This window comes from Pseudomonas bohemica (assembly GCF_002934685.1).
Lineage (GTDB): Bacteria > Pseudomonadota > Gammaproteobacteria > Pseudomonadales > Pseudomonadaceae > Aquipseudomonas > Aquipseudomonas bohemica.
Map to the genome: position 1 here is coordinate 7,655 of NZ_NKHL01000109.1, position 25,040 is coordinate 32,694.

Here is a 25,040-nt window from a genome sequence, read left to right on the forward strand (position 1 = left end):
CTCTGGCAGGCCAACGCATACGGGAAGGTGATCGCCACCAACGAATCCAGTTACCAAGCCGACCGGACGCTGATCGCCAATGCTGCCTCAGCCCAGGCCCGCGATGCCCTGGCCAAACAGCAGGAGGCAGAATCTCGGGCCGCTGCCAGCGATGCCAAATACACGAAGGAGAAGGCTGATGATCTTGCGAAGAACGAATCTCTGCGCCGTGCTGTGGCTGATGGCACTCGCCGGCTGCGCATCGCCGGCACCTGCTCAACTGGTTCCGGTAGCAGCAACGTGTCCAAGACCACCAGCACCGCCAGCGTGGGTGATGCAGGCACCGTCGAACTCCCTGCAGCAGTTGGACGATCTGTTCTCGATATCCGAGCCGGAATCATCGCCGACCAAGCAGCCCTGAAGGCGGCACAGGCGTATATCCGGGATGTGTGTCAACGAATGTGATCCGCTCTTGCTTATCGATTGCCGACTCATTACCGGACCAACGGTACGCTAACAACTGAACGCTAACCTCAGGTGTTGCTCAATGTATAAGGTAAATCATTGCCTCATCATGCAGGTTAAGCACATGAGCAGCTCAGATAGGTTGTTGAGATGGCATTCTTTGTGGCGTTTGGATGGCCCCCAGGTTTATTGCAGGATCTGCGACTCGAAGCGGCATGAGTCTGAGGCAGCGTTGCCCTTCGAGCACAGCCGGAAGTGCGGGTACGAACGCTATGACGCATTTCCCTGGCAAGACCTCAACCGTATCTCAAAAGGTTTTTCAGTCCAAAATGGTTAAGCCACGACGCCGGTAGTGTTCAGTGCCTATCGTGAGGCCCCGCTTGTCGTGGCGCCTGCCAAACATTATGGATGACTGCCAAGTTCCATAACCTGGCTGTTCGCCTCAATCCTTTTGTGCGCTTCCTCCCGCTGAACCTTGTGAATTTGTTCAAGTTGATCGCGGCAGCTTTCCAGGCCCCTGATTCGATTGCCCATCAGTGCGTTTTCGCACAGGCAGTCGGACAGTCGCGCTTCGGTCTCTTTAAGTTTGGCCCGAAGGCTGTTGCGCTCGATCGCCAGTTCATTGTGCATGTCGATTAGCTTGTCCTGGTTCTTCCTGTGCCGGACCAATTCGGTTTGGAGGTCGTGGCACTCCTCCTCGAGCAGGTGAACGTATCGGCGCATAATTTCTTCCGGCGTCGGGTTACCCGGCCAGTTCTCAGCGTCGTAATCAATGGTCATGGGTGAATCTCTGATCGTGTTTGGATCCACAATAATCGAGGCGTTGAGAAAAATGCCAGCCGGGCTGACGAGTTGCAGTTGGGGATTGGTGGAGCGGTCGGCAGAACGCCAGGGGAAAGAGCTCAGCAAGGGAGAGGGGATAGAGATCGGCAGCACGCCCTGAAGAGGGCTAGCCGTCGAGATCCGTCGAGGGATATTCCCCACTGAGAATATGCGCAAGTGCGGTTGATCGCTGGATGAGTGACTGCATATTGATTCTCGCTTCCGCTGCCATGTCACTTCGTCCCAACTGCTCGGAAACCTCCGCGAGTTCGTTGATCGCCGCGGCGATCTCAATCTGGCATTGGACCAGGTTCGAAAGAGCTTCAGTGTACGCGTCCCTCATCGTGAACCTCCTTCGCCCTGGCGCGTTGCCAATGCCTCAAGAGTGGCTGAAATTATCCCCAATAAGCAACCATGAAAGACCGATTTTATTGGGGTTTTATCGCGCGTAAATCACCGGATGAAAATCAGTTATTATTGAGTATAACCTTTTGATAAATATTGAGAATATAGATAAAGCTGTCGTGTCCTCGGCCATTACCTGTTGGTAATCGGCGACATACTGCCGGGCTTCCTGAATATCGCTGAGCGTGCCGTCGAGTATGCTCTTGCCGATGACCTCTTCGCGCTTGGCCGAGAATGCGGTGAGGTAGCTCTCGTTGCACATCTGCAGCAGCCCGGCGCGATCGCGCACATAGATCGGATGGGGGGTGCCGTTGACCAGCGCACTCATGAATTCGAACTGATCGTTCAAGGCGCGCTCGGCCCGTTCGCGTTGCTTGATCTGGCGGCGCATCCACGCATTCCATGCCAGAGAACCCAGCAGTAAGAGGCCCGCGCCAATGACGATCTGATAGACCAGCAATTGATAGTCTTTCCAGGCACCTCGGCCGGAGGGCATGTAAGTGCGCCAGCGATTGTTGATCACCGACAGGTCTTCCGGCGCGATGCTTGACAGCGCCTTGTCGATGATGCCGCTCAGCTCGGTGGCATTGCGCGAGGTGGCCATGGCGATGCGCGCGGGCTCGCGGCCCACCGTGACGCGCATTTGCAAGGCGTCGTTCAGGCCGCGCGAGGATATGAAATAACTCGCGCTGAACAGTGAGGTCACCGCGCCCTCAACGCGACCGTGGGCCAGCAGGTCCAGGGCCTTGGCCGGGTTGTCGACCTCCACCGGGTAAATTCGCGGGTGGGCCTGCTGCAGATATTCCAGCACCGGGCTGCCCAGGGTGAGGGCGACGCGTTTGCCTTCCAGCTGATCGAGGTTGGAAGGACTGGAGGTTTCCTTGCGGGTGACCAGTACGAAGGCGTTGTCCATGTAGGGGCGGCTGAAGTTGAAGCGGTTTTGCCGCTCGTCACTGGGCACCATGGCGCCGATCAGGTCGGCCTGACCCTGAGAAAGGCGACTCATCATGTCGCGCATGCTCGGGGCATGGCTGACTTCGAAACGCAGCCCGGTGCGCAGCTTTATCAGATCCAGCAGATCGGCGGTGACTCCGCGGAAATTGCCGCTGGCGTCGAAAAAGGTCAGGGGGGCGTAGGCGTCATTGATGACCACCCGGACCGTGGGATGCTGGGCGATCCAGCGTTCCTCGCGCTGGGTCAGCTGCAGTTTCTGATCGGTGAGCAGCAGATCGGCGCCTGCGCCCCAGCGCTTGGATATGGAAAGCCGCTCCTCGATGGGAATGCCCTTTAGGATCAGGTTGATCACATCCAGCAACGAAGTGTTGTCGGCCTTTACGGCAAAGCTGAAACCGTTGGGTTCGTGCTTGCCGAAGTTGGCCATTTGTACGTTGTTCAGATAGCCCTTGTTGATCACGTAATGGGTGGAAATGGCATCGCCCAGAAACACGTCCGCCTGATTGAAGGCGACGGCGTTGATCGCGCTCTGAAACGAGGGAAAGGTCTGCAGGCTGGCCTTCGGATACAGAGCGCTGATCTCGTTGGGCGGCAGGTAGTGATAAACCATGCTCAGGCGCAGACCGTTGAGGCCGTCGGTCAAACCGCGGGTTTCCCCGGTTCGGGTGACCAGGACCGGCTGGTCCACCGCGTAGGGCGACGACAGCTTGATGTCGGATCTGGTTGCCTCATAGCCATTGGCGCTGCCCAGAATGTCGACTTCGCCGCTGAGCAGAGCCTCGATCGCCTCGTCCCGGGACTCATAGCGCAGGACCCTGATCGGCAGATCCAGCGCCCGCGCCAGAATGCCCGCGTAATCTGCCGTGAAACCCTCGTAGTCGCGCCCTGTGGGAGTCATGTCAAAAGGTGGGTAGTCCGGGGCGGAGGTGCCCAGAATCAATTCGCGCTTGTTGCGCACCCATTGCCACTGCGCCCGATCCAGCGTGACATCCATGTGTGCCGGATTGGCACGACTCAGCAGGGTGTAGCGTTCGGCCACTGCCGAATGGGCCTGGGCACTGATACTCAGACACGCAACTACGATCACTATCCAATAGTCCTTTAACCCCTTCGGCATCCTATCTCTCACACTAGCGAGTTGCGTTTTGCCATCTCTATAAGTTCTACCAGAGTTTTGGCTTTGAGTTTCTGCATTAAACGGGTTTTGTAAGTGCTCACCGTCTTGTTGCTGAGAAACATGCCCTTGGCAATTTCCTTGTTTGTTCGCCCTTGAGCAAATAACTGGAGGACCATCAATTCGCGATCATTGACCAGTTTGAAACGTTCAAGTTCGTTCGGGTCGCCATCGCCGGTCGATACCCCGAGTGCCTGGCTTGGGAAATAATTGTAGCCGGAGAGTACGGCTTTCACCGAGCTGACCAGTTCACTGAGGTCTTCCTGCTTGCACACATAGCCGGCTGCACCCGATTGCATGCAGCGTATTGCAAATAAACTTGGCGCCTGCGCAGTCAGTACCAGAATCTTGGCTGGAAGGTTCATCGCATTGAACCGCGCCAGCACCTCCAGGCCGTCCAGCTTGGGAATGCTGATGTCGAGGATGATCAGGTCCGGCATGCATTCGCGGACCATTTGCATTGCATCCACACCGTTATCGGTCTCCCCGACGATCTCATAATTTTCGTTCTCCAGCAGCATCCGGATGGCGAGGCGAATGACAGGATGATCATCGATGATAAAAACTGTGTTCATAATTCAATCCATAACGAGCAGCGAAGAAAGCGCGCACCTTATCTCAGATGCTGGAAGGCGCGCATGAACAGAAAGGGCTCACAGCCCTATATAGGAAAGTTCCTACAAAAATTAGCGTATTACCGTACGTCAATAGCCAGGTAGCCCGAAAATGTTTAAAGAATTCGAGATTTTCCAATACGCGAAAAGTTATCAGGAAACGAGTGTTTATTGCGATTCGGAATGATCCTACATTGATGTCAGGAACCGGCTACATAACTAAACCTGTTATGTTTTTGATACAGCGCTGGCCGCCCTTAAATCGAACATTTCCGCAATATGACAATACAATTCGTTATTGGGTTGGTAGCGGTGCAAGCGCGAGTGAGATGTTTCGAGGACGTCAGCGGTCACTGGGCGCAGAAGAAACAAGCCGCAATAATTCAAGCGTGTTCAAGGGCTTGATCAGGCAACCGAGCAAGGGGAGGCCGTTCTTGATCGCCTCGTTTTCGATGTCGAGCAGTTGCGAGGGCTCAAGGCCGCTGAGCATCACGGCATGACGGATCAGGCCCTGGCGAGCGGCGATGTCGATCAGTTCGACGCCGCTCATGTCGGGCAGGCGCTGGTCGCATAGCAGCAGATCGTAGGGTTCGGCACTGCGTTCGAGTGCTGCGATGGCGTCGCCGGCGTTTAGGGCGGGTGTCAGAAAATACAGGCCGTGGTTGTTGAGCAGGATTTGCAGCGAGATGAGCTGAAACGGGTGATCCTCTACCAGCAGAATTCGAAGATTGTGTTTGGACATCGGGCTTTCCTGACGAAGCGATGGGCTCGCATCGAGGCGCGGGCACAGGGCGGGGCGCTCGATTGGAGCATGCATGGGTGAGGTGCTATGGCGGGTGAGGGAATGAGTCGCCTGCGTTCACGGGCTGGCGGATTATTCGGCAGAGGTCAGGGAGCGGCGATAGGGTGTTTCCGGGGTCTGCGTGGGAAGTTTCCGAAGATTTGGTTTTCTTTTCCTTTGTGCATGAAAAGAAAAGCCCGATCTCCACTAGGATTTCGGGCTTTTGCCAGTAGCCTGAGCGGTATCGGCTAGCTGATTTCGCTGAGCGGGATACTCATTGGATGGGGCTTGAACGACCGGTCATCTCGCGCGCCATCTCGCTGGCATAGCTGTCGGTCATGCCCGCGATGGAGTCGATGACTCGCAGAAACGACGTGTGCAACGGCCATGTTGGGTCGGGCGCGTTGTTGCCGAGCAGATCAAGAATGCGCCGGCTCTTGAACGACGGCGTGTGCCCGCCGTACTGTTCCAGCGCCGCGCCGCAGAAAGCGTTGAGCAGGATCTCCAGGGTGGTGTAGGCGCCGATCTCGTGCAGGGTCTTGCGCTTGTCCTGGAAGATTTTCTTGCGCGCCATGTCCTTGGCGTTGAGCACGCAGCGTTTGGCCGGGCCATGCATGTGTTCCACCAGGTCACCCTGCAGCGTCCCGGCCAGCAGGGCGTCCTGCTGCTCGACGAAGGCGCGGGCGGCAGCATTGGTCAGGTGCTCTATAGCCTTGCCGCGCAGGATCGCCAGCTTGCGTCGGCGCGAGTCGTCGGGACCGAGCTGACGGTAAGTCTCCGGGAGGTCGTCGCCCACCAGTCCCAACAGCAGGGATTCGACTTCCGGATAGCTAAGCAGCTCCATTTCCAACCCGTCTTCGAGGTCGATCAATGCGTAGCAGATGTCGTCGGCGGCTTCCATCAGGTACACCAAGGGATGCCGCGCCCAGCGTTGCTCTTCCAGCTGTGGCAGGCCCAGCTTGCTGGCGATCTGTTCGAGGATCGCCAGCTCACTCTGGTAGCAGCCGAACTTGTGTTTCTTGTAGCCCAGCGAATCGGCATGGCGCGCGGTCCACGGGTACTTCAGGTAAGTGCCGAGGGTGGCGTAGGTCAGGCGCGTGCCGCCTTCGAACTGGTGATATTCCAGTTGGGTCAGCACGCGAAAGCCCTGGGCGTTGCCTTCGAAGTTGAGGAAGTCATCGCGTTCGACGTCACTCATGGCATCGAGCCAGCCGCGGCCCGCCGCCTGTTTGAACCAGTTGCGGATCGCGTCTTCGCCAGAATGGCCGAAAGGTGGGTTGCCGATGTCGTGCGCCAGGCAGGCCGATTGCACGACCATCCCCAGATCACTCGGCTCGCACCAGTCGGGCAGGGCGCTGCGCAGGGTTTCGCCGACGCGCATGCCCAGTGAACGTCCGACGCAGCTGACTTCCAGCGAGTGGGTCAGCCGCGTGTGGATGTGATCGTTGCTGGTCACCGGGTGGACTTGGGTCTTGCGTCCGAGGCGGCGGAAGGCACCGGAAAATATGATGCGGTCATGGTCCTTGTGGAACGGACTGCGCCCCAGTTCTTCAGGGCTGTGCAAGGTCTTGCCGAGGCGCTCGCGGGTGAGCAGGGTCTGCCAATCCAAGGCCGGTACTCCATCGAGTGATTACCGGCCTAGCTTCCCGGTTCGTTCAGCGGGCTGCAAGCAGAAGATCGCGGCACTGACGAATCAAAAGCCTGCTGCATCGACGTCAATCAGCAGCAGGCGTTGACCGTTATCGAAGAACTGTCCGGCAGTCAGGCAATACTGGTTGCTCGTGGCGTCGCGGTAGGTATTGGACAGGGTCAGGCGGCGCTCATGCCAGCCCTCGGCAAGCAGATGATAGAAGTAGGGGCGCCATGACCAGTTGTGCCCCATGTAGCGGGTGTCGGCGATCCAAACACCGTCGCGCAACTCCAGATTCGGCGTGAGTTGCGTGCCATGTCGGTCGCACTGATAGAAGCGCAGCAGCCAGGGATAGTCCTGCACATCCGGGAGGTTTTCCAGTGGCGCGTCACCCTCGGCCCATGCCTGGAGCCGCTGCATAAGCTGGCTGAGCTGTTTGCGCAGGTTCATCCAGCGCTCGCGGTCCACCACCTTTTGCATCACGTAGCGATCACGCAATTCGGCGAAGCGTTCGACGAAAGCGTCGGCGAGGAAGAAGTCTTCCTCGGCCTGAGCGAAGAGAAAGCCTTGAACGTAGCGAGAACCGCATTCGAGCGCGAAATTCAGTTCTGCCTCGGTTTCGACGCCTTCGGCAATGATCCAGCAGCCGGTTTTTTCTGCCATCTGTGCCAGGGCCCTGACCACATCACTGCTGGGGCCACCACGGGCTGCGGCCTGGAACAGACGCATGTCGAGTTTGAGGATGTCCGGCTGCAACGCCAGTACGCGGTCAAGCTGGGAATAACCGGCGCCAAAATCGTCGATGGCGATGCGAGCGCCGGCCTCACGGTAGCGCGCCACCACTTCGCTCAGGCGCTGGCTGTCGCCGCCCAGTTCGGTGATCTCGAAAACGATTCGTTGCGCAGGAATGCCGTGCTGCTGCAGCTGCATAAGGCTGGGCAGCGGCTGGCCCGGGCGCATGCGACTGATCCAGCGCGGGGAAATATTCAGGCTCAGAAACCAATCGTTCGGCACTTCATGCAACCGCCCCAAGGCGTCATCGCGAATCAGTCTATCCAGCCGGCGGAGCTCTGCCGCAGGTCTTCGCGGATCGGCGAACAGAGGACCTACCGATTGCAGGCGGCCGTCTTCCTGACGCAGACGTCCCAGTGCTTCGACCCCTGCAATACGGCCCGTGGCGGTATCGATGAACGGCTGAAAGCAAGCTAGCGGTTGCCCATCGATCACATGGCCTCCTTAGGGGTTATTGGCTTTGTTGTTCAGACGAACGCCGCAGCTTCGTCCCCCGTGAATCAGGGGACAAAGATGCGGACGGGGTTTGTTTGCAAGAATGCAGCCAAATGGCCAGCTCAGGGGCGTCGACCGGAACTCTGGATAATGAGCCTGATGATCGGCATGAGACTGGCGCTCAGTTTGATCAGCCGCGTGACGCGGCCGGTGCGTTTGCTGCGCGCGCCTTTACCCGTGAGGAAGCCCAGCAGCGATACCGCTCCGACACCCCACAACGGCGCATGCTTGATGCCCAGCGAGCCGGGCAGGTTATGGGCCATGCCGCGCATTCGATGCAGAGGTCGCATCAATTGCGTCGATTCGTGACGGATCTCCTGACGATGCATTTCCATGCGCAAGCGGATCAGCGCCTTGCGCAATTCGCGACGATTATGAGTCTGCGGCGAATCAGGGGTACTCATGGCATCAGTCGCTCGCGGTCGTTGGCCAGTTCTTCCAGGGTGGAATGAAACGGCGAAGATTCATCGAATATCGCGGCCCTCAAGCGCATCGCGCAGAACAGTGCGGCGAGTGTATAGAAGACGCAAAGGCCGATGATGCCGGCGAGGCGATAGCTGTCCCACACCAGAATCAGCAGCAGCGCCGACAGCCCGATCAGCAGCAGCAACGCGAACACCAGCGCCAGCCCTGCAAACAACAGCAGACTGACGGTGCGCGCTTTCTGTTCCTGCAGCTCAATGCCGAACAGCTCGATATGACTGTGCAGCAAGCCCAGAAACGCTGCCCCCAAACGGCGAGGCGAGGAAGTGTTGTCGGTCTCGGTAGGACCTGTCCCTGGTGTCATAACGATCAGCGCCTGGTAGCCAGCAGACCCAGCAGGAAGCCGACACCGGCAGCGATGCCTACTGACTGCCACGGATTGGCCTGTACATATTCTTCGGTCGCAACCACTGCTTCCTTACTGCGCTCGCGCAAAGTGGCTTCGGCCACGGCCAGTGTCTCACGTGCACGCACCAGGCTTTCATTGATCTGGTCGCGCAGCTCGTCAGCCTGTTCCCCGGCCAGAGAGGCCGTGTGTGCCAGCAGCTTTTCCGTGTCGGCAACCAGTGTCTGGAAATCTGACATCAAAATGTCCTGGGCGTTCTCTGCTGTAGGGCGAGCCATAGTCTTCTCCGTGTGGGTGGCGATATTGGCTTTCGAGTATGGCCTATTCCTGAAGGTTCATTCCAATTGCCGCAAGTTGCGATCTCACCGGCTGGTACAGCTTTTGCTTCTCGCTGGTGCGCCAGGGAGGCGGGGTGCTCCAATGCGGAGCGCATCTGTCGGCAAAACGCCGAGACATTGACCCAAAACCATAAAATCGACAAAAACGCCTTGGCGTGCAATTTTTCTGTCTGCTGGCGTGCGCCAAATCGGTTCGCGCTGACTTCGCGTTGCGCCAGTTTGGTGCCATATGTGCGGTCGGGACGGAAGGTTGTTCTGCCTTGGTGCTTTTCATCACTTGCAGGCCTGCCCCTCGATGGAAAATGTGCAAAGTGCGGTGGACACCCTGATCCACAGCTCCAACACCCTGTTTATCCTGATCGGCGCGGTCATGGTCCTGGCCATGCACGCCGGTTTTGCCTTTCTGGAAGTCGGCACGGTCCGGCAGAAGAATCAGGTCAACGCGTTATCGAAAATTCTCAGTGACTTTGCCGTATCGACCCTGGCGTATTTCTTCGTGGGCTACTGGATTTCCTATGGCGTCAGCTTCCTGCAGCCTGCCAGCGTGTTGGCGACCGATCACGGTTATGGGCTGGTGAAGTTCTTCTTTCTGCTGACCTTCGCCGCGGCCATTCCCGCGATCATCTCCGGCGGCATTGCCGAGCGCGCACGCTTCGCACCACAGTTATGCGCGACGGTCTTGATCGTGGCGTTCGTTTATCCGTTCTTCGAGGGCATGGTGTGGAACGGCAACTTCGGCCTGCAGGCCTGGTTGCTGAAGACTTTCGGCGCCAGCTTTCATGATTTCGCAGGCTCAGTGGTGGTTCATGCCATGGGTGGCTGGTTGGCGCTGGCTGCGGTGACGCTGCTCGGCGCCCGCAACGGCCGGTATCGCGACGGCAAGCTGATGGCCTATCCGCCGTCGAGCATTCCGTTTCTGGCATTGGGCTCGTGGATTCTCATCGTCGGCTGGTTCGGTTTCAACGTCATGAGCGCGCAGACTCTGGACGGCGTCAGCGGGCTGGTCGCGGTCAACTCATTGATGGCGATGGTCGGCGGCACGGTCGCGGCGCTGATTGTCGGGCGCAACGACCCAGGCTTCCTGCACAACGGTCCGCTGGCCGGGCTGGTCGCGGTGTGCGCTGGCTCCGACCTGATGCATCCGGTGGGCGCACTGATCACCGGGATCATCGCCGGTGCGCTATTCGTCTGGTGCTTCACTGCGGCGCAGGTGCGCTGGAAGATCGACGATGTGCTGGGCGTCTGGCCGCTACATGGCCTGTGTGGGGTCTGGGGTGGCGTGGCCTGCGGCATCTTCGGCCAGACCCGTTGGGGCGGCATCGGCGGCGTCAGTCTCATCAGTCAGTTGATCGGCAGTGCCTTGGGCGTGCTGATCGCGCTGGCCGGGGGCTTGCTGGTGTATGGCGTGATCAAATTGTGCCTGGGATTGAGGCTCAGCCAGGAGCAGGAGTACTACGGCGCGGACCTGTCGATTCACAAGATTGGCGCCGTCAGTCACGACTGATGCATGAGGTAAGCGCTTGGCTATGCTTACCCCCGAGCGCGTGGGCATGGCCGGATGCAGCGCTAACCATTTCTGATTTTTCGCATTCCTGAAGAGGGGGTCTGGCGCAGGGGCGTGCCGGTGCCGGGCGTGGTCCTGTTTCACAGGACCACCGTGGAGCGCAGCACCGGCGCTTCCTGTTCAAACGCGTTTCGCTTTCGAGCAGCCGGTGCTCGATCGAGGCAGCGACTACTCCAGACGACGCGTCCGTCTCGACGGGATTTCGGGCCGAGCCTAAACTGGCCATCCAGCTTCTGAATTTCTGTATGCAGAGGGCCAGAACATGCCACCGGAATGCCAACTGTTCGGAACACCGGGGTGTCATTTGTGCGAGGCCGCCGAGGCCGAGTTGATGCCCCTGGTGGAGCATGGCCTGTTGGTCGAATTGGTGGATATCGCTGAGAGCGAAGCGTTGGATGACGCTTACGGCTTGCGCATCCCGGTGTTGCGACGCACCGACACCGGTGCCGAACTGGACTGGCCGTTCGACACCGGGCAGGTGGTGGTGTTCTTGCGCGATCAGGTCAGTGGCTGAGCAGCAAGGCTCCGCTCAGCGACCCGGTCAGAGATACTGAGTGTCGACGACCATCGCTTTGGCGACCGCTTCTTTCTGCGCTTCGCTCATGCCATCCCAGACATGGACTTTGGCGTAGTAGCCAAGACCGGCAACGATATACAGGCTCAGGGTGAAGACGATGAACACCGACATGAATGTCCAGCGCCCTACATCGTTTTCCTCGTCGGAGAAGGATTGCGAGTAGCCTTCTTCGCTTTCAGAGGTGCCGGTGGAAAGGCGTTTGATCCATTGGAACAGTTGAACCAGCATGTGCATAACCTCAAAGTTGAAATACAAAATCTGTCGTGGGCAGTGCAGGACACCGGGGTGTCTCGAGTCTTCAGTGCCGACGTTGCAAGTCCGGCGTTCGCGCTTGGAGGCGCTGAACAAACGCTGAAAACGAAAAAAGCCCGTCGAGGACGGGCTTTCTTTTTATGAGTTCAGGTCTGACAGGCGTTTTCGAGTTCGATCATGACGGTGATCATGTGGATTCGGTTTCGCGCCTGCTTGCCGATTTGGAAACATTTTAGAACAAATCATTTTCCGCTTCTACCGCTGTCATGTAGATGTCTGACAACTGGTATGTCTTGAGGCTGCGACAAATCGTCGCGCGCGGTTGCAACGCTCGCGCAGGGCGAGTCGCATAATTTGCCAGGGCCAGGTGATAATGCCGGGCATGTCGTGTCCGCCACCCCCGATCCTGAGTTGCCCCATGTCCGAATCCTTTTTCATCCCCGCCGCGCATCAGGCCAGCACCCTTTATCTGCCGCCGGGTCCGTGGCTCACGGTGCTCGATTGCCTGTGTGAGCGATTCAGTGCGATCAGCCGGGAGCAGTGGCTTGACCGGATCGCCCGCGGTCGGGTGCTCGATGCCCAGGGCCAGCCTATCGCTCTGGATCTTGCGTATCGCGAGGGATTGCGCATTCATTATTTTCGCGAAGTGCCTAATGAGACGCCAATCCCGGTGCAGGAGCAGGTCCTGTACGCGGACGAACATCTGGTGGTCGCCGACAAACCGCACTTTCTGCCGGTGACACCTGCCGGGGAATATGTCGAGCAGACCCTGTTGCGGCGGCTGATTCGCACTTTGGACAACCCCGATCTGGTGCCGCTGCATCGCATAGATCGTCATACCGCAGGCCTGGTGTTGTTCTCCGCCAACAAGCAGAGCCGTTCGGCGTATCAAGCGCTGTTCCCGACCCGACGCATCGACAAGCGTTACCAAGCCATTGCCCGCGCGCTGCCTGAGCTTGAGTTTCCCAGGGTGCATAAAAGCCGGTTGGTGGATGGCGAGCCGTTCTTTCGCATGCAGGAGGGGCAAGGGCAGAGCAACACCGAGACGCGAATCGAGGTGTGCGAGCGCAATGGGGATCTGTCGCGCTACGGCTTGTATCCGGTGACCGGCAAGAAGCATCAGTTGCGGGTGCACATGGCTGCGTTGGGCGCGGGTATCTGCAACGACCCGTTTTACCCGGAGGTCATCAAGGACGCCGTGGATGATTACGACAAGCCCCTGAAACTGCTTGCACAGGGATTGCGTTTCGTCGATCCGGTCACCGGTGAAGAGCGGTTTTTCGAAAGCCGGATCAAGCTGGATTGGTAACTCCGGGTTCGCCACCGCAGTGTCAGCGATGTACGTTAATCTACGCCTTCAACCCAATCCCAAGAGCCCTCATGAACGAAGATCGACTCCCGTCACCTGATGCCCCGCCGATCCAGCCGGCCCAGCGTCGCGAGATGATCATTCGCCGGTTGCGGCGCGAGCAGACCCTGAGCGTGTTGCAGCTCACCGAAATCTTCAATTGCTCGCACATGACCGTACGCCGCGACATCGCGCTGCTGGAGCAGGAAGGTCTGGTGTTCTCGGTGCCTGGTGGCGTGCGCCTGGCCAGTCAGATGGTCAACGAGCCGTCCCATCACAGTCGGGTGATCCTCGAGCCGGAACAGAAGCGGCGCATGGCGGTGATCGCCGCGCAGTACCTCAAGCCGGGAATGGTGGTGTACCTCGATGCGGGCACGACGACCCTGTGCCTGGTGCCGCACATCATCGAGCTTGGCGCAATCACCGTGGTCACCAATGACTTCAGCATCCTCATGGCGCTGTCTGAGGCGCGGCACGTGAAGGTGATTCATACCGGCGGGGAGCTCGATCACGACAACATCACCGGTATCGGCACGTTGGCGGCGGACACGTTGCGCAATCTCGCTACCGATATCGCGTTTATCTCCAGCAGCTCCTGGGATCTGCAGCGCGGCATCACCACGCCGTCGGAGGCCAAGGTCGAGGTGAAGAAGGCCGCTATCGCCGGTGCCTCGCAAGTGGTGTTGATGGCGACCAGTTCCAAGTACGGCACCTTCGGCATGTACCGCGTGGCCGGTCTTGAACGTTTCGATCCGATCATCTCCGACGACGCCCTCACCCCGGATTCCGCTGCGGGTATTCGCCGATCCGGCATTGAACTGATTCTTGCCTGACGGTCCCTACACGCCGGCCATTGAGAAGGTCAGCGGCTGCCATCCATCGCCGTGCTGACCTGCATCCAGGCAAAGCGTCCGCCGCGAATCATCAGCACCTGGTCCTGAGGAATTTCCAGTAGCGGCACCTCAACGTCCGGCACCTGAGTCAACAACGCCAGGCAGCTGCGCAGCACGCCGGCGTGAGCCACCAGCACCGTGTCCCGTCGCAATGAATCGAGCAGGCTGCCCACTCGCTCGAAGACATGAGGGTAGTTCTCGCCGCCCAACGGAATGAAATTCAGCGGATCGGCCTGACGCGCTGCGAAACGCTCGGGCTGACGCTCGGCAATCTGCTGCCAGTCCAGGCCTTCCCATTCTCCGAAATGAATTTCCACCAGACGCTCGTCGGTTCGGTAATTCCCGGCGTCGAGCGCAAGTTGCTGACGAACGATTTCCATGGTCTGCCGCGTACGCCCCAGAGGACTGGCGATGAAGTCAGTCTGTGAGGCATCCGGCAGCAGCCATTTCAGGCAGGTCCCCGACACCACAGCCTGGCCCTGACCGACGCTGTTCAGCGGAATATCGCGGCGCCCCTGCAGCAGGCGTCTGGCATTCCAGTCGGTCTCGCCGTGGCGAATGAGATAGAGGGTGGGAGAGGTCTGGTCGCGGTTATCCATCAAAAATCCCGAGTGTGAAAAGTAATAGCAATCTTGTTAAATATTAACGCATAATGCTTGACATTGTTAAAAAATAACAACTAATGTTGTCCTGTCACGCCACACGCTTGATGACACAACCGCGTTGCTCATGACAGAGCGCAAAGGCCGACGGCCTGCCGAGGACGTTCGCGCGCTTTGCCTGTCCCAATAAAAATAACGGAGGCAGCTTCATGTCTACACTCGACGGCACCCTGGTTGGCGGTTCTGCCAGCCCCAATGTTGATTCGGTAGCGCAAACCGCCGCGCAACCCACAGCGCATCAGCTCAGGCAGCGCCGCCGGGCCTCGGTGGGCAGCCTGATCGGTACTACCATCGAGTGGTACGAGTATTACATCTACGGGGCCACCGCCGCGTTGGTGTTCCCATTGTTATTTTTTCCCACCCATGATCGGCTCGTTTCGCTGATGCTGTCGTTCGCCTCCTTTGCCATCGCTTTCGCGATTCGTCCGATCGGCGCTGCAGTGTTCGGCCACTTCGGCGACCGGGTAGGGCGCAAGACCACGCTGATCGTGACCCTGGTCATGACCGGCCTGGCGACCTTTCTCATCGGCTTGCTGCCCAGCTACGAAAGCATCGGACTGTGGGCCCCGGCGATTCTGATCCTGCTGCGTCTGATCCAGGGATTCGGTGTCGGCGGCGAGTGGGGCGGCGCGGCCTTGATGTCGCTGGAATGGGGCGATCAGAAGAAACGCGGCGCGGCCGGTGCCTGGCCGCAGCTGGGTACGTCCATCGGCCTGATCCTGTCGACATCGGCGGTAATGGGCTCGAGCTATTTCACTGGCGAGCATTTCCTTGAGTGGGGCTGGCGCATTCCGTTCCTGCTGTCGGGGGTTCTGGTGGTGGTGGGCTTGTTCGTGCGTCTGTCCATCGAGGAAACCCCGTCGTTCGCGGCGAAGAAACAGAGCCAGCAGATCGAAAAAAGTCCGCTCAAATTCGTGGTCAAGCACCACTGGCGCGAGATCGTCAAAGTGGCGTTCCTGCGCATGTCCGAGCAGATGCCGTTCTACATCTTCACTGCGTTCATTCTCGATTACGCGACCCAGACCGCACACGTCTCGCGCACCTTCGTGCTGCTCGGGACCCTGGCGGCCGCGGTACTCGACCTGATCCTGCTGCCGATCTTTTCCAACCTGGCTGATCGTGTGGGGCGGCGCACCATGTATTACACCGGTTGCGCGGTGCTGATTCTCATGGCGTTCCCGTATTTCTGGGTGCTGAACTCCGGTAACGAGACCTGGATCTTCATCGCCATCACGCTTTCGCTGGTGCCTCACGCCATCCAGTACGGCGCACAGGCGTCGCTGATTTCGGAACAGTTTCCGGTGCACGTTCGCTACACCGGCGCGGGGGTTGGTTATCAGATGTCCTCGCTGGTGGCAGGCGGTCCGGCGCCGCTGATCGCTTCGTTCCTGTTGGTCAGTTTTGGTTCCGGGTATGCGGTAGCCGCGTACCTGGCGTTGGGTGGCGTGGTTGCCGCGCTGGCCCTTTCGAGTCTCAAGGACCGCAGCGATCAGCACCTTTGATCGGCGAGTCTTTCATTTATAGCTTGGGTATTGAGTTGGGAGTTAGGTCATGACCATCAAGAAAATTGCGGTTGTCGGTTCCGGTTACATGGGCGGAGGTATCGCTCAGGTTCTGGCTTTGGGCGGTGCGCAGGTGGTGTTGGGCGATGTGTCCGGCAGTGTCGCCAGGGACAATCTGGAGCGTTTGCTCAAGCAGGGCAAAGCGTTCGCCGAAGCCGGGTTGTTTCCGGAAGATGCCCATGAGCGTCTGACCGCCAACCTGAGCGCCGCCGGTTCCATCGAGGAGGCGGTCGAGGGCGTGGATTACGTTACCGAAGCGGTGTTCGAATCCCTGGAGGTCAAGCGCGACGTGCTGGGGCGTGTGTCGGCGGCCTGCGCGGCTGAGACCATCATTGGCACCAATACCTCGGCGATTCCGATTGGTGAACTGGCCAAGTTCGTCAGTCATCCGGAGCGGTTTATGGGTGTGCACTGGATGAATCCGGCGCCGTTCATTCCCAGCGTGGAACTGATTGCCAGCGAGCACACCTTGCCTGCCCATGTCGATACGCTGGAAGCGCTGATCCGTAAGGTGGGAAAAGTGCCGGCGCGGGTGGCCGATACCCCCGGTTTCGTCGCCAACCGTCTGCAGTTCGCCCTTTATAAAGAGGCGGTGATGGTGGTGGAGGAAGGGTTGGCGACGCCGGAACAGGTCGATCTGGTGGTGAGCAATGCCTTTGGTTTTCGCCTGGCATTGTTCGGCCCGTTTGCCATTGGCGACATGGCCGGGCTGGACGTGTATGCCTCGTCCTACAAGACCCTGGCGGGTACGTATGGCGAGCGACTGGCGGCGCCGAAAGCCTTGCAGGATCTGGTGGACGGCGGCAATTACGGACTGAAAGCCGGGCATGGCTTTCTGGACATCGACCCCGCGAAACGCGCTGAATTGCTGGCCTATCGCGACAAAGCCTATGCCGCGTTGAGCAAGCTACGCGCTGAACTGGGTCCGGCCCCGGGTTTAGTGAGCTGAGTTCGACAGTATTGGATTCGATCATCGGCCAACAACGGTTGCGCTCGTAAGCGCGTGCCGGCGTGGTAGGAATACACTCGCCACGCATGGTCGGCAATCGCTGGGCGCGCACCGGCAGGCTTTTTCCGATAGTCATGCATTGACCCGAGGAAACCGTCCAGGGACAAGGCCGCTACATCGTGCCGGTAAACGATGGCAGCGCCTTCATGGCCGCCGGGTTGGCAGGGGGGATCTGGCTTGCGGTCTACATGGCCAGCCACTCTGGTGCTGGGCCGTACGAATTGCTCATGGAAGGTGGCGATTGACCCGGATTGGGCAATGGCTCAAGCAGCAAGTTGGGTTAAGATCAGTGCGCGGCGAATCCTGCCGGCGGTGACGAACACGTTGCTCACTCATCTTCCATGCGGCGACCGTTATGCCCGAAACCTCCCCGTTTGCCCAAGACATCGCCTCGGTTGCGAAGATCGACGCCGTTCCGATCATCCTGAGCATGGTCAAACACGTGACTGGCATGCGCTTCGCTGCTATCGCTCGGGTCACGGACCAGCGCTGGGTCGCGTGCGCAGTCGATGACTCGATCAATTTCGGCCTCGAGCCCGGCGGCGAACTGGTGCTGGAGTCGACTATCTGCCACGAAATCCGGCAGAGCCACCAGCCCGTGCTGTTCACCCATGCCAGCGAGCACCCGTTTTATTCGCTGCATCACACCCCCCGCACCTACCAACTGGAAAGCTACGCCTCGATTCCCATCGTCAAGGCCAATGGCGAGTTTTTCGGGACTCTTTGCGCCATCGACACCGTGCCCGCGCACCTCGATGAAAATGCCGTGCTCAAGACGCTGACCCTGTTCGCCCAGTTGATTGCCATGCATCTGGACCTGCGCCAGGACCTGGAGAAATCCGAAAAAGCATTGGCCGACGCCACTGAAGCGGGGCGTCTGCGTGAGCAATTCATCGCGGTGCTGGGCCATGACCTGCGCACACCGCTCAGCGCGATTCGCATGAGCGCCGATCTGCTCGAAACCCGGCTCCACGACAAGCGCGAGCGCGGTCTGGCCAGCGCCATTCGCAAGAGTTCGCAGCGCATGGGAGCGCTGATCGAAGACGTGCTGGATTTCGCTCGTGGCAAGCTGGGCGGCGGGATTCCGGTGCGGCGCACGGTGGTCGATGACCTGCAAGGCGTCTTCATCTCGGTGGTGGCGGAGATCTGTGCCTCTGAGCCAGAGGTGCAGATCCATCAGAACATGGCCATTCCATCGGGCATTTATTGCGATCCGGCGCGGGTGGGCCAGTTGCTCTCGAATTTATTGGGCAATGCGGTGAAGCACGGATCTCGGGAATGCCCGGTCGAGGTCACGGCGTATATGGATGACAGCGAGTTCGTGCTTTCGGTCACCAACCAGGGTGCCTGTATTCCCGAGGCATTGATGCCGTTGTTGTTTCAGCCATTCAAGCGTTCCGAAGGGGGAGCCAGAGAAGAGGGGCTTGGCCTGGGATTGTATATCGCCGCGCAGATCATGAATGGCCATCGCGGCACGCTTTCTGTCAGTTCATCGACCGAACAAGGCACCTGCTTCGTTGCGCGTTTTCCGGCAAGACTGGAGTAATACGCGCCGACGGGGTGCGGGTTCGTTCCGCGGATGCATTAAACGTCTGCCGTTTATATTTTTTTCACATGAATGTGCCTATAGTGGCCACCCTTGTTGGGGAGTAGCCTGCTCTGGAGCCTTGGTTCAGAGCGTTCGCGTCAACATTCTCGGCTGCATGCCGTGGTGCGAACACTTTCGGGTTGGCGAGACCGACGGTGCATCCATACCCAAAGTCGGGCGTGTGGTTGCGTCGTTGACTCATAGCCCGACTGGACGTCACCGTGAACCCTATTTCCCTTATCTTCCTCGCCCTGGCTATGTCCACCGACGCTTTCGCAGCGGCCATCGGCAAGGGGTCGAGCCTGCGCAAGCCGCGTCTGACCGAGGCGTTGCGCACCGGTTTGATTTTCGGCGCTATCGAAGCCATTACCCCCATCGTCGGCTGGGCCATCGGTCAGGTTGCGACCCGATTCGTCGAAAGCTGGGACCACTGGATAGCGTTCGTGCTGTTGCTGGTGCTCGGGCTGCACATGATCTACAACGGCGTCAAGCACGACGACGAAGCAGAAGAGAAGCCTGACCAGCACTCGTTTCTGATTCTCGCCGTCACCGCGTTCGCCACCAGCATCGATGCGCTGGCGGTGGGTGTCGGGCTGGCCTTCGTCGACGTGAACATCCTCGTTGCCGCTGCGGCGATCGGCATTGCCACCACGGTTATGGTCACCCTTGGCGTGATGCTCGGACGGGTATTGGGCACGGTGGTCGGCAAACGCGCCGAGATTGTTGGCGGCATTGTGTTGATAATGGTCGGCGCAACCATCCTTTATGAGCATCTGTCGGCAGTCTGATTCAATGAATAAATCACTCGAAATTCCCACCCTCATACCTGTGAACCCCACCCGCCCGCCCAAGCGACTGTTCACGCTGATGCTGGTCGTGCTGGGCCTGCTGGTTCTCGCGGCGGCGGGCTTTTTTGCCTGGCAAAGCTTTTACCCGGTGCAGGCCACCGACGGCTGGCGGTATCAGGTCCTGCACAAGGACGTGCCCAAGGCTGCGGGGGTATTGTCCGCCAGCGATGGCTCACTTGTGGTCAGTCAGGAGCTGCGGGACGGCATGGGCAGCATCGTGCGCATCATGCCGAACGGTAAGCGGGTGACGCTCGTAGAGGGGCTGTCCAAGCCTGATGGCATGATCTCGGCGCGCGGTGGCTGGGTGTTCAGTCAGGAAGTCGAGGGCGCGATGGTCAACTTCTTCAAGAACGGAGAGGTAACCGCGCTATTCAAGGGCGCGGATGTGCAGGGGCTATGGAACGAGGGTGATGACCTGTACGCCATCGAGGATCGTAAGGGCGATGGCCGACTGCTGCGATACCACTGGGGCGATGGCACGCTGACGGTGCTGCGCGAGGGGCTTTCCGAAACCGAGTCCATCACCCGCTGCACCGATGGCCGCATGCTCTACACCGAAAAGGAGAAGGGCGTGGTGCATCAACTGACCGAGGACGGCAGTGATCCGGTGGTGCTGAGCGACCTCAACCAGCCGACGTTCCTGATGTGCGACCGGCGCGGCCTGTGGATCAGCGAAGACGCCACTCACCGCGCACGGCTGCTGTTGATCGATCCTCAGGGCAAGCGTCAGACCATTCTCTCGTTTCTCAAGGCTCCCCAATCCATCGTACCCACTGCCCGCGGGACTTACCTGCTGGCCGAAGGCGGACGCGATCGTATTCTGGAGCTGGTGCCAGGGCAGGGCGCTCACTGAGGTGGCAGGCAGTCAGCGTTGTTCGACTATCGCCTCCGGTGAGGCGATGTTGCTGCTGTCCGAACGACCAGGGCCAGGCTGAAGTGGCATTGAGCCTTCTGGAACGCGCTTCGCCTGCCGCGCTTGCGCACGCACCACCAGCCAGATTCCGATGGCGGAAATGGCCATCCCGGACGCCATTTGCCAGGACAGCGGCTCATCGAACATGGCCCAGGCCCACAGCATGGTCAGGGGCGGGCTGAGGTACAGAACGCTGGCGACCCGTGTGGCGCTGGCACGACGCAGGCAGATCCAGTACAGACCGTAGCCGCCGATGGTCGACAGACCTACGGTCCACAGCACACTAAGCGCAAAGCCCATGTTGGGGATGGGCAGCAGACTGCCGCGCGTGCCTTCGATGGCGGCAAAGGCAAAGCTGGAAACGAAGCATTGAAGCCACAGGCTGGACAGCAGGCCCATGGGCTCTGACGTGCCCGCGCGTTTTTGCCAAAGGGTCGCCACCGCGAGCGACAGCATGCCTGCCAGCGGAAGTCCGTACGCCCACAACGGCGCGTTGCCCCAGACCAGAGCGCCGTGAGTCACCCACACCACACCTATCAGGCCGATGACCAACCCCGCCCAGACCTGTCGAACCAGCCGCTCGCCGAGCACCACCGCTGCCAGCACTGCCATGCCCAGCGGCAGCAAGTCCGCGAACAGCGCCGCCAGCCCTGCCGGGACGCCCAGCGCGATACCCTGGGTGACCCCCGCCAGGTAGCCGCCCATGGCCAGCAGGCCAATCCCGGCATTTTTCAGCAAGACGCCAAAGGGTGTCTGACGCAGTTGCCTGGTGACGAACGGAAGCAGGACGAGGCTGACAACGATGCAGCGCCAGAACACCACCAGCAGTGCCGGGGCGTAGTCGATGGAGAGACGTGCGCCAATGAAGCCCGAGCTCCAGGTCAGTAGCAGCGCGGCCTCGAGCAACGGCAGCGCAAGTGTCTGACGCCAATGGGAGCGTGTCGGTGTGTTTTTTGAGATCGAAGTAGGCTGGTTCATTTCCACAGGCTACGGAATCGGCGTAGTCTAATAAATCAAAATAATATGCAGCAGTTATTCACAAAGGTTAAAGCATGACAGCAATCCTCGACATCGATCTGGTTCGCACCTTTCATGCCGTTGCGCGTATCGGCAAGTTCAGTGCTGCCGCCGAACAGTTGCATAAAAGCCCGGCGGCGGTAAGCGTGCATATCCAGCGTCTCGAGACGGTGGCGGGCGGTCGGCTGCTGAACCGCGATAACCAATCGGTCTCCCTGACTGCGCTGGGCAAGCGCCTTCTGGTGTCGACCGCCGAGCTGCTGCGCGCCCATGACCAGGCGTTGGCTGACTTGCACGGCACTGACCTGGCGGGGCGAATAACCCTCGGTGTACCCGACGAGTACGCGCTTCACGTCATCAAGGAGATTCTGCCGACGTTCACGGCAGCCTGGCCGAATGTCGTGCTGGAACTCAGGACCGCGCCCAGTTATGCGCTGAGAGACCAAGTACAGCGCGGCAAACTGCAGACCGCCGTCATTGCTCAAAGCAAAGGGTATTCAGGGGCAGAAACACAGGTGCTGGTCGCCACGACCCCTGTGTGGGTAGGGCCGATCAATGTCAGCCTGGCGTCGCTCGATCCGCTGCCGTTGGCGGTTCACGCTGCCCAGTGCCCTTATCGCCAGGCAATGAACGAATCGCTCAAGGACGCTGGCCGCCGCTCCCGCATCGTGCTCGAAAGCCCCTCCAATCAAGCGGTCAAGGCATGCGTGGAAGCAGGACTGGCAATCAGCCTGATCGACCGCGCCAAGGTCACCGAACAGATGCAGATCCTTGACGGCCTGCCGGTCATTGCCGAGCACGAGGTGGTGTTCCTGCGCAGTCAATCTTCGCAGGGGGACGAGGCTGTCGATCTGCTTTCTCGGGCAATGCAGCAGTATTTCCGGATCTAGCCGTACATTGAAAGCGCGTGGAACATATCTGTAGCTGCGGCTTGCCAGCGGTGCCCGCGGGGGATCGCTGCCGTCGGCGAGCCGTGCTGCTAAAACTCGACCAGTGTTTGTCGTGGTTTTCGACGCCGTCAGACGCTTCCCTCGCTCTCCACCACCAGAATCCGCGCCACACCGAGGGGGTGAGCGACATGGGCGGTGCCGACCGAAGCGTAAAACACGTCGCCGGTTTCCAGGATCGTCGACTGCTCGAGGCCATCTGCCTTGTAGTGCATTTCCACACGACCATCCAACACCGCGAAAACTTCCTGGCCGTCGTTCACATGCCAATTGTACGGCTGGTCGGTCCAGTGCAGGCGTGTGGTGATACCGTTCATGTTGGCGATGTCCAACGCGGCCCAGGGACGCTCGCCGGTAAACGATTTACTGCGGATGATCTTCACGCGGTTTCCTTCAGTCAATGAATCGATCAGTCAGTCAATCCAGGCGACGGCACAGGTAGGCCTGGGTCTGGTACGGAAACTCTATGGTCTGGCGGCCGCGCAGGGCGGGGTGGGTCTGAATCAGTTCGCGCAGTTGCCCGGTGACGACAGCCTTGCCGGCCTCCGGCAGCGCCGCGATGAAGCTCACCGACAGGAACCGGTTCATGATCACGGTCTCGGCAGTGCCGCAATGGCTGTAGTTGAAGCAGGTCGGTTCAGGCTGCGCGAAATACGGTCCGTTGAATGGCAGACGCCAGTTGCCGGTGTGAAAGCGCGGCGTGTCACCTTCGTACGGGGTGATGATCCGGGTGATGTCGGCGACCCAGTCCACCGATTCGTCGCGCACGTTCCAGATCAGACCCAACCGACCCCCGGGCTTGAGCACACGATGAATTTCGGCCAGTGCAGCTTCATTGGCAAACCAGTGGAAGGCTTGAGCACAGACCACTGCGTCGGCGCTGGCATCGGCCAGGGGCAGGGATTCGGCAGTGCCGTGGACAATGGTTGTATCGGGAAGACTCTTGGCGAACTCCTGGCGCATGGGCTGCAGCGGTTCGACGGCAGTCAGGTGATCGGTCAGCGGTTTGAGCAGTCGGGTGAATTTGCCAGTTCCGGCGCCCAGATCCACCACCGCCGACTGCGCGTCGATGCCCAGCGTATACCTGAGCCAGGTACTCAGTTCATCCGGATAATCCGGCCTTCCCTGGGTGTATGTGCCCGCTTGCGTTGAAAACCCCACCTGAGCTGCTTTGTGAACGACTGGCATGGTCGGCAATCCTCTTCGTGGAAAAGTGGCCGGCGCATTATGTGGCAAATGGCAAGCGCGCATCAGCCGATTCTCGGGTTCTCGATTAATTCCGATCGCTCGTCAATCCACTGTCGCTCAATGGAATTGCACTGCAGCGCGGGTGCTCACGTCCTGGGCGAAGTAGCCGGACGCATGGGCGGCGAAGTCACAGTGGCCGGCGTGCCTTCTGTCGTGCGCTCTTTTCTGCCGCAGGTCTTGCGCGAATTTCACGAATGCTATCTGCGCATCGTCATCGGCGTGACGGACGAGGGCGCAAGCGAAGTGCTGTCCAGCGTGGTGTGCAACGAAGCCGATTTGGGCCTGAACAATATCGGCGTGCAGCAAGCCAGCATTGAATGCCAGCCGGGGCTCAGAGAGCCGCTCCTGCCGGAAGGCTCTCATTCGCGTGTAGGCAACAACCGTCGACCACCTGGCCCGTTTCAGCCCTCCTTGATGAAATCCACAAACGCCCTTAACGGCGACGGCACGTATCGGCGGCCGGGGTAATAAAGAAACGGGCCGCTGAATGTCTGCCACCAGTCTTCCAGCACCGGCTCCAGCGCGCCGCTTTCCAGGTGCGGGCCCAGCCAGTCTTCGAACAGAAAAACCACGCCCAGGCCGTCGACGGCGGTTTGCACGGCGAGGTCGACGGCGCCGGCGATATTGACGACCAACGGGCCGGTCGGGTCGACGCGGACGATTTCGCCGTCCTTTTCGTACTCCCACAACGGCATCGAGCCGCTGGGGAATTTGCCCCGCAGACAGTCGTGGTCGAGCAGGTCCCGTGGGTGTTGCGGGCGGCCTCTGGCGTTGAGGTAGGCGGGCGCGGCGGCAGTGGCGAAGCGTTGGAAGCGCGGGCCGATGGGTACGGCGATCATGTCTTGTTCCAGGCGTTCGTCGTAGCGAATCCCGGCGTCGCAGCCCGCCGCCAGCATGTCGACGAAGCTCTCTTCGACGATGACTTCCAGGCGGATATCGGGATGTGCCTGCAGGAACGGGGTGACGATTGCTGGCAACACCAGCCGCGCGGCACTGGCGGGGACGTTGAGTTTGAGTGTGCCGGAGGGGCGATCGCGAAAATCGTTGACCACGTCCAGCGCCGACTCCACTTCGCCGAGCGCAGGCACGATGCGCTCCATCAGCCGCGTGCCTGCTTCAGTGGGCACCACGCTGCGGGTGGTGCGGTTGAGCAGCCGCACGCCAAGGCCCGACTCGATACGCCGCACGGCGTCACTCAGGCTCGACGTCGATTTGCCGCTCGCCCTCGCACCTTCGCGAAAGCCACCGGCCTTGACTACGGCCACGAAAGCCATCAAATCCTGAATATCCGCTGCCATTACCCGCCACCATTGTCCGATAAGCCGTACAGCCCG

Annotated in this window: 27 protein-coding genes, 2 pseudogenes and 1 riboswitch; of the genes and pseudogenes, 13 read left to right on the plus strand and 16 right to left on the minus strand. The window is 59.7% G+C overall.

The annotated features are described in order from the left end of the window. Window positions 1-444, plus strand: a 444-nt coding sequence (locus CE491_RS30270; RefSeq protein ID WP_199885117.1) for a lysis system i-spanin subunit Rz, incomplete at its 5' end; no start/stop codon positions are given. A gap of 402 nt (window positions 445-846) precedes the next feature. On the opposite strand, the gene CE491_RS14765 is transcribed toward CE491_RS30270, so the two are convergent. The 10 genes and pseudogenes from CE491_RS14765 to CE491_RS14810 form a co-directional block, all read right to left on the minus strand. After that, window positions 847-1,224, minus strand: coding sequence for a hypothetical protein (locus CE491_RS14765; protein ID WP_110949065.1), 378 nt, complete (start codon window positions 1,222-1,224; stop codon window positions 847-849). A gap of 169 nt (window positions 1,225-1,393) precedes the next feature. Next, on the minus strand, window positions 1,394-1,609 hold the full coding sequence (locus tag CE491_RS14770; RefSeq protein WP_110949066.1) for a hypothetical protein: 216 nt from the start codon (window positions 1,607-1,609) through the stop codon (window positions 1,394-1,396). Window positions 1,610-1,780: 171 nt separating this feature from the next. Then, window positions 1,781-3,742: pseudogene (locus tag CE491_RS14775) on the minus strand (transporter substrate-binding domain-containing protein); the annotation flags it as partial. An 8-nt stretch (window positions 3,743-3,750) separates the two neighbouring features. Next, complete coding sequence (locus CE491_RS14780; RefSeq protein ID WP_110949068.1) at window positions 3,751-4,374, minus strand: response regulator transcription factor; 624 nt, start codon at window positions 4,372-4,374, stop codon at window positions 3,751-3,753. A gap of 382 nt (window positions 4,375-4,756) precedes the next feature. Then, window positions 4,757-5,155 (minus strand): response regulator, encoded by a 399-nt coding sequence (locus CE491_RS14785; protein WP_110949069.1) that lies wholly within the window; start codon window positions 5,153-5,155, stop codon window positions 4,757-4,759. Window positions 5,156-5,468: 313 nt separating this feature from the next. Further along, window positions 5,469-6,803, minus strand: coding sequence for a deoxyguanosinetriphosphate triphosphohydrolase (locus tag CE491_RS14790; RefSeq protein ID WP_110949070.1), 1,335 nt, complete (start codon window positions 6,801-6,803; stop codon window positions 5,469-5,471). A gap of 84 nt (window positions 6,804-6,887) precedes the next feature. Then, a complete protein-coding gene (locus tag CE491_RS14795) occupies window positions 6,888-8,051 on the minus strand; it encodes an EAL domain-containing protein (protein WP_110949071.1) in 1,164 nt (387 codons plus the stop codon). A gap of 122 nt (window positions 8,052-8,173) precedes the next feature. After that, a complete protein-coding gene (locus tag CE491_RS14800) occupies window positions 8,174-8,515 on the minus strand; it encodes a hypothetical protein (protein ID WP_110949072.1) in 342 nt (113 codons plus the stop codon). Beyond that, complete coding sequence (locus tag CE491_RS14805) at window positions 8,512-8,898, minus strand: phage holin family protein (RefSeq protein ID WP_110949073.1); 387 nt, start codon at window positions 8,896-8,898, stop codon at window positions 8,512-8,514. The genes CE491_RS14800 and CE491_RS14805 overlap by 4 nt, the downstream gene beginning before the upstream one ends. A 5-nt stretch (window positions 8,899-8,903) precedes the next feature. Continuing rightward, window positions 8,904-9,218, minus strand: a complete 315-nt coding sequence (locus CE491_RS14810) for a DUF883 family protein (RefSeq protein WP_110949074.1) — start codon at window positions 9,216-9,218, stop codon at window positions 8,904-8,906. 355 nt (window positions 9,219-9,573) lie between these two features. Here CE491_RS14810 and CE491_RS14815 point away from each other — a divergent pair, with 355 nt between their 5' ends. After that, a complete protein-coding gene (locus CE491_RS14815) occupies window positions 9,574-10,782 on the plus strand; it encodes an ammonium transporter (protein WP_110949075.1) in 1,209 nt (402 codons plus the stop codon). Between the two features lie 322 nt (window positions 10,783-11,104). Beyond that, a complete protein-coding gene (locus tag CE491_RS14820) occupies window positions 11,105-11,356 on the plus strand; it encodes a glutaredoxin family protein (RefSeq protein ID WP_110949076.1) in 252 nt (83 codons plus the stop codon). 27 nt (window positions 11,357-11,383) lie between these two features. Here CE491_RS14820 and CE491_RS14825 read toward each other — a convergent pair whose 3' ends face one another. After that, window positions 11,384-11,647, minus strand: a complete 264-nt coding sequence (locus CE491_RS14825) for a hypothetical protein (protein WP_234407603.1) — start codon at window positions 11,645-11,647, stop codon at window positions 11,384-11,386. Window positions 11,648-12,089: 442 nt separating this feature from the next. On the opposite strand from CE491_RS14825, the gene CE491_RS14830 reads away from it, so the two are divergent. Beyond that, on the plus strand, window positions 12,090-12,980 hold the full coding sequence (locus CE491_RS14830) for a pseudouridine synthase (RefSeq protein WP_110949078.1): 891 nt from the start codon (window positions 12,090-12,092) through the stop codon (window positions 12,978-12,980). 71 nt (window positions 12,981-13,051) lie between these two features. Next, window positions 13,052-13,852 (plus strand): DeoR/GlpR family DNA-binding transcription regulator, encoded by an 801-nt coding sequence (locus CE491_RS14835; protein WP_110949079.1) that lies wholly within the window; start codon window positions 13,052-13,054, stop codon window positions 13,850-13,852. A gap of 29 nt (window positions 13,853-13,881) precedes the next feature. Here CE491_RS14835 and CE491_RS14840 read toward each other — a convergent pair whose 3' ends face one another. Next, the gene (locus CE491_RS14840) at window positions 13,882-14,511 is read right to left on the minus strand and encodes a histidine phosphatase family protein (RefSeq protein WP_110949080.1); all 630 of its coding nucleotides are present in this window, start codon (window positions 14,509-14,511) and stop codon (window positions 13,882-13,884) included. A 212-nt stretch (window positions 14,512-14,723) separates the two neighbouring features. Here CE491_RS14840 and CE491_RS14845 point away from each other — a divergent pair, with 212 nt between their 5' ends. The 6 genes from CE491_RS14845 (at window position 14,724) to CE491_RS14865 (ending at window position 20,434) form a co-directional block, all read left to right on the plus strand. Further along, the gene (locus CE491_RS14845) at window positions 14,724-16,076 is read left to right on the plus strand and encodes an MFS transporter (protein ID WP_110949081.1); all 1,353 of its coding nucleotides are present in this window, start codon (window positions 14,724-14,726) and stop codon (window positions 16,074-16,076) included. 49 nt (window positions 16,077-16,125) lie between these two features. Continuing rightward, window positions 16,126-17,085: a 3-hydroxyacyl-CoA dehydrogenase family protein gene (locus CE491_RS14850; RefSeq protein ID WP_110949082.1), complete on the plus strand. Its 960-nt coding sequence runs from the start codon at window positions 16,126-16,128 to the stop codon at window positions 17,083-17,085. Between the two features lie 179 nt (window positions 17,086-17,264). Continuing rightward, window positions 17,265-17,390: a hypothetical protein gene (locus CE491_RS30980; protein WP_267894487.1), complete on the plus strand. Its 126-nt coding sequence runs from the start codon at window positions 17,265-17,267 to the stop codon at window positions 17,388-17,390. Between the two features lie 110 nt (window positions 17,391-17,500). Next, window positions 17,501-18,691, plus strand: a complete 1,191-nt coding sequence (locus CE491_RS14855) for a GAF domain-containing sensor histidine kinase (RefSeq protein WP_110949083.1) — start codon at window positions 17,501-17,503, stop codon at window positions 18,689-18,691. A 91-nt stretch (window positions 18,692-18,782) separates the two neighbouring features. Continuing rightward, window positions 18,783-18,951, plus strand: a riboswitch (yybP-ykoY riboswitch). 3 nt (window positions 18,952-18,954) lie between these two features. Beyond that, window positions 18,955-19,521 carry a manganese efflux pump MntP gene (gene mntP / locus CE491_RS14860; protein ID WP_110949084.1) on the plus strand — a complete coding sequence of 189 codons (567 nt, stop codon included), beginning with the start codon at window positions 18,955-18,957 and terminating at the stop codon, window positions 19,519-19,521. A gap of 79 nt (window positions 19,522-19,600) precedes the next feature. Beyond that, window positions 19,601-20,434: a hypothetical protein gene (locus CE491_RS14865; RefSeq protein ID WP_110949206.1), complete on the plus strand. Its 834-nt coding sequence runs from the start codon at window positions 19,601-19,603 to the stop codon at window positions 20,432-20,434. Window positions 20,435-20,545: 111 nt separating this feature from the next. Here CE491_RS14865 and CE491_RS14870 read toward each other — a convergent pair. Next, a pseudogene (locus CE491_RS14870) lies at window positions 20,546-21,472 on the minus strand (DMT family transporter); the annotation flags it as partial. 74 nt (window positions 21,473-21,546) lie between these two features. Here CE491_RS14870 and CE491_RS14875 point away from each other — a divergent pair. Further along, window positions 21,547-22,401, plus strand: a complete 855-nt coding sequence (locus CE491_RS14875) for a LysR family transcriptional regulator (RefSeq protein WP_110949086.1) — start codon at window positions 21,547-21,549, stop codon at window positions 22,399-22,401. A gap of 128 nt (window positions 22,402-22,529) precedes the next feature. Here the strand turns inward: CE491_RS14875 and CE491_RS14880 are convergent, their stop codons facing one another. Continuing rightward, window positions 22,530-22,841, minus strand: a complete 312-nt coding sequence (locus CE491_RS14880) for a cupin (RefSeq protein ID WP_110949087.1) — start codon at window positions 22,839-22,841, stop codon at window positions 22,530-22,532. 34 nt (window positions 22,842-22,875) lie between these two features. Beyond that, window positions 22,876-23,646: a class I SAM-dependent methyltransferase gene (locus CE491_RS14885; protein ID WP_110949088.1), complete on the minus strand. Its 771-nt coding sequence runs from the start codon at window positions 23,644-23,646 to the stop codon at window positions 22,876-22,878. 174 nt (window positions 23,647-23,820) lie between these two features. Here CE491_RS14885 and CE491_RS14890 point away from each other — a divergent pair, with 174 nt between their 5' ends. Continuing rightward, window positions 23,821-24,174 (plus strand): LysR substrate-binding domain-containing protein, encoded by a 354-nt coding sequence (locus CE491_RS14890; RefSeq protein ID WP_199885118.1) that lies wholly within the window; start codon window positions 23,821-23,823, stop codon window positions 24,172-24,174. Here CE491_RS14890 and CE491_RS14895 read toward each other — a convergent pair. Further along, window positions 24,108-25,004 carry a LysR family transcriptional regulator gene (locus tag CE491_RS14895; protein ID WP_110949090.1) on the minus strand — a complete coding sequence of 299 codons (897 nt, stop codon included), beginning with the start codon at window positions 25,002-25,004 and terminating at the stop codon, window positions 24,108-24,110. The genes CE491_RS14890 and CE491_RS14895 overlap by 67 nt on opposite strands. Window positions 25,005-25,040: the final 36 nt, after the last annotated feature.

Bases quoted from the DNA above. Each gene is read 5' to 3' on its own strand.
- CE491_RS14830 (WP_110949078.1), top strand. From the start codon at position 12,090: ATGTCCGAATCCTTTTTCATCCCCGCCGCGCATCAGGCCAGCACCCTT.
- CE491_RS14850 (WP_110949082.1), top strand. From the start codon at position 16,126: ATGACCATCAAGAAAATTGCGGTTGTCGGTTCCGGTTACATGGGCGGA.
- CE491_RS14825 (WP_234407603.1), bottom strand. From the start codon at position 11,647: ATGCTGGTTCAACTGTTCCAATGGATCAAACGCCTTTCCACCGGCACC.
- CE491_RS14840 (WP_110949080.1), bottom strand. From the start codon at position 14,511: ATGGATAACCGCGACCAGACCTCTCCCACCCTCTATCTCATTCGCCAC.
- CE491_RS14895 (WP_110949090.1), bottom strand. From the start codon at position 25,004: ATGGCAGCGGATATTCAGGATTTGATGGCTTTCGTGGCCGTAGTCAAG.
- CE491_RS14875 (WP_110949086.1), top strand. From the start codon at position 21,547: ATGACAGCAATCCTCGACATCGATCTGGTTCGCACCTTTCATGCCGTT.
- CE491_RS14865 (WP_110949206.1), top strand. From the start codon at position 19,601: ATGCTGGTCGTGCTGGGCCTGCTGGTTCTCGCGGCGGCGGGCTTTTTT.
- CE491_RS14805 (WP_110949073.1), bottom strand. From the start codon at position 8,898: ATGACACCAGGGACAGGTCCTACCGAGACCGACAACACTTCCTCGCCT.
- CE491_RS14855 (WP_110949083.1), top strand. From the start codon at position 17,501: ATGCCCGAAACCTCCCCGTTTGCCCAAGACATCGCCTCGGTTGCGAAG.
- CE491_RS14820 (WP_110949076.1), top strand. From the start codon at position 11,105: ATGCCACCGGAATGCCAACTGTTCGGAACACCGGGGTGTCATTTGTGC.
- CE491_RS14815 (WP_110949075.1), top strand. From the start codon at position 9,574: ATGGAAAATGTGCAAAGTGCGGTGGACACCCTGATCCACAGCTCCAAC.
- CE491_RS14845 (WP_110949081.1), top strand. From the start codon at position 14,724: ATGTCTACACTCGACGGCACCCTGGTTGGCGGTTCTGCCAGCCCCAAT.
- CE491_RS14890 (WP_199885118.1), top strand. From the start codon at position 23,821: ATGGGCGGCGAAGTCACAGTGGCCGGCGTGCCTTCTGTCGTGCGCTCT.
- CE491_RS14800 (WP_110949072.1), bottom strand. From the start codon at position 8,515: ATGAGTACCCCTGATTCGCCGCAGACTCATAATCGTCGCGAATTGCGC.
- CE491_RS14770 (WP_110949066.1), bottom strand. From the start codon at position 1,609: ATGAGGGACGCGTACACTGAAGCTCTTTCGAACCTGGTCCAATGCCAG.
- CE491_RS14810 (WP_110949074.1), bottom strand. From the start codon at position 9,218: ATGGCTCGCCCTACAGCAGAGAACGCCCAGGACATTTTGATGTCAGAT.
- CE491_RS14765 (WP_110949065.1), bottom strand. From the start codon at position 1,224: ATGACCATTGATTACGACGCTGAGAACTGGCCGGGTAACCCGACGCCG.
- CE491_RS14780 (WP_110949068.1), bottom strand. From the start codon at position 4,374: ATGAACACAGTTTTTATCATCGATGATCATCCTGTCATTCGCCTCGCC.
- CE491_RS14835 (WP_110949079.1), top strand. From the start codon at position 13,052: ATGAACGAAGATCGACTCCCGTCACCTGATGCCCCGCCGATCCAGCCG.
- CE491_RS14785 (WP_110949069.1), bottom strand. From the start codon at position 5,155: ATGTCCAAACACAATCTTCGAATTCTGCTGGTAGAGGATCACCCGTTT.
- CE491_RS14885 (WP_110949088.1), bottom strand. From the start codon at position 23,646: ATGCCAGTCGTTCACAAAGCAGCTCAGGTGGGGTTTTCAACGCAAGCG.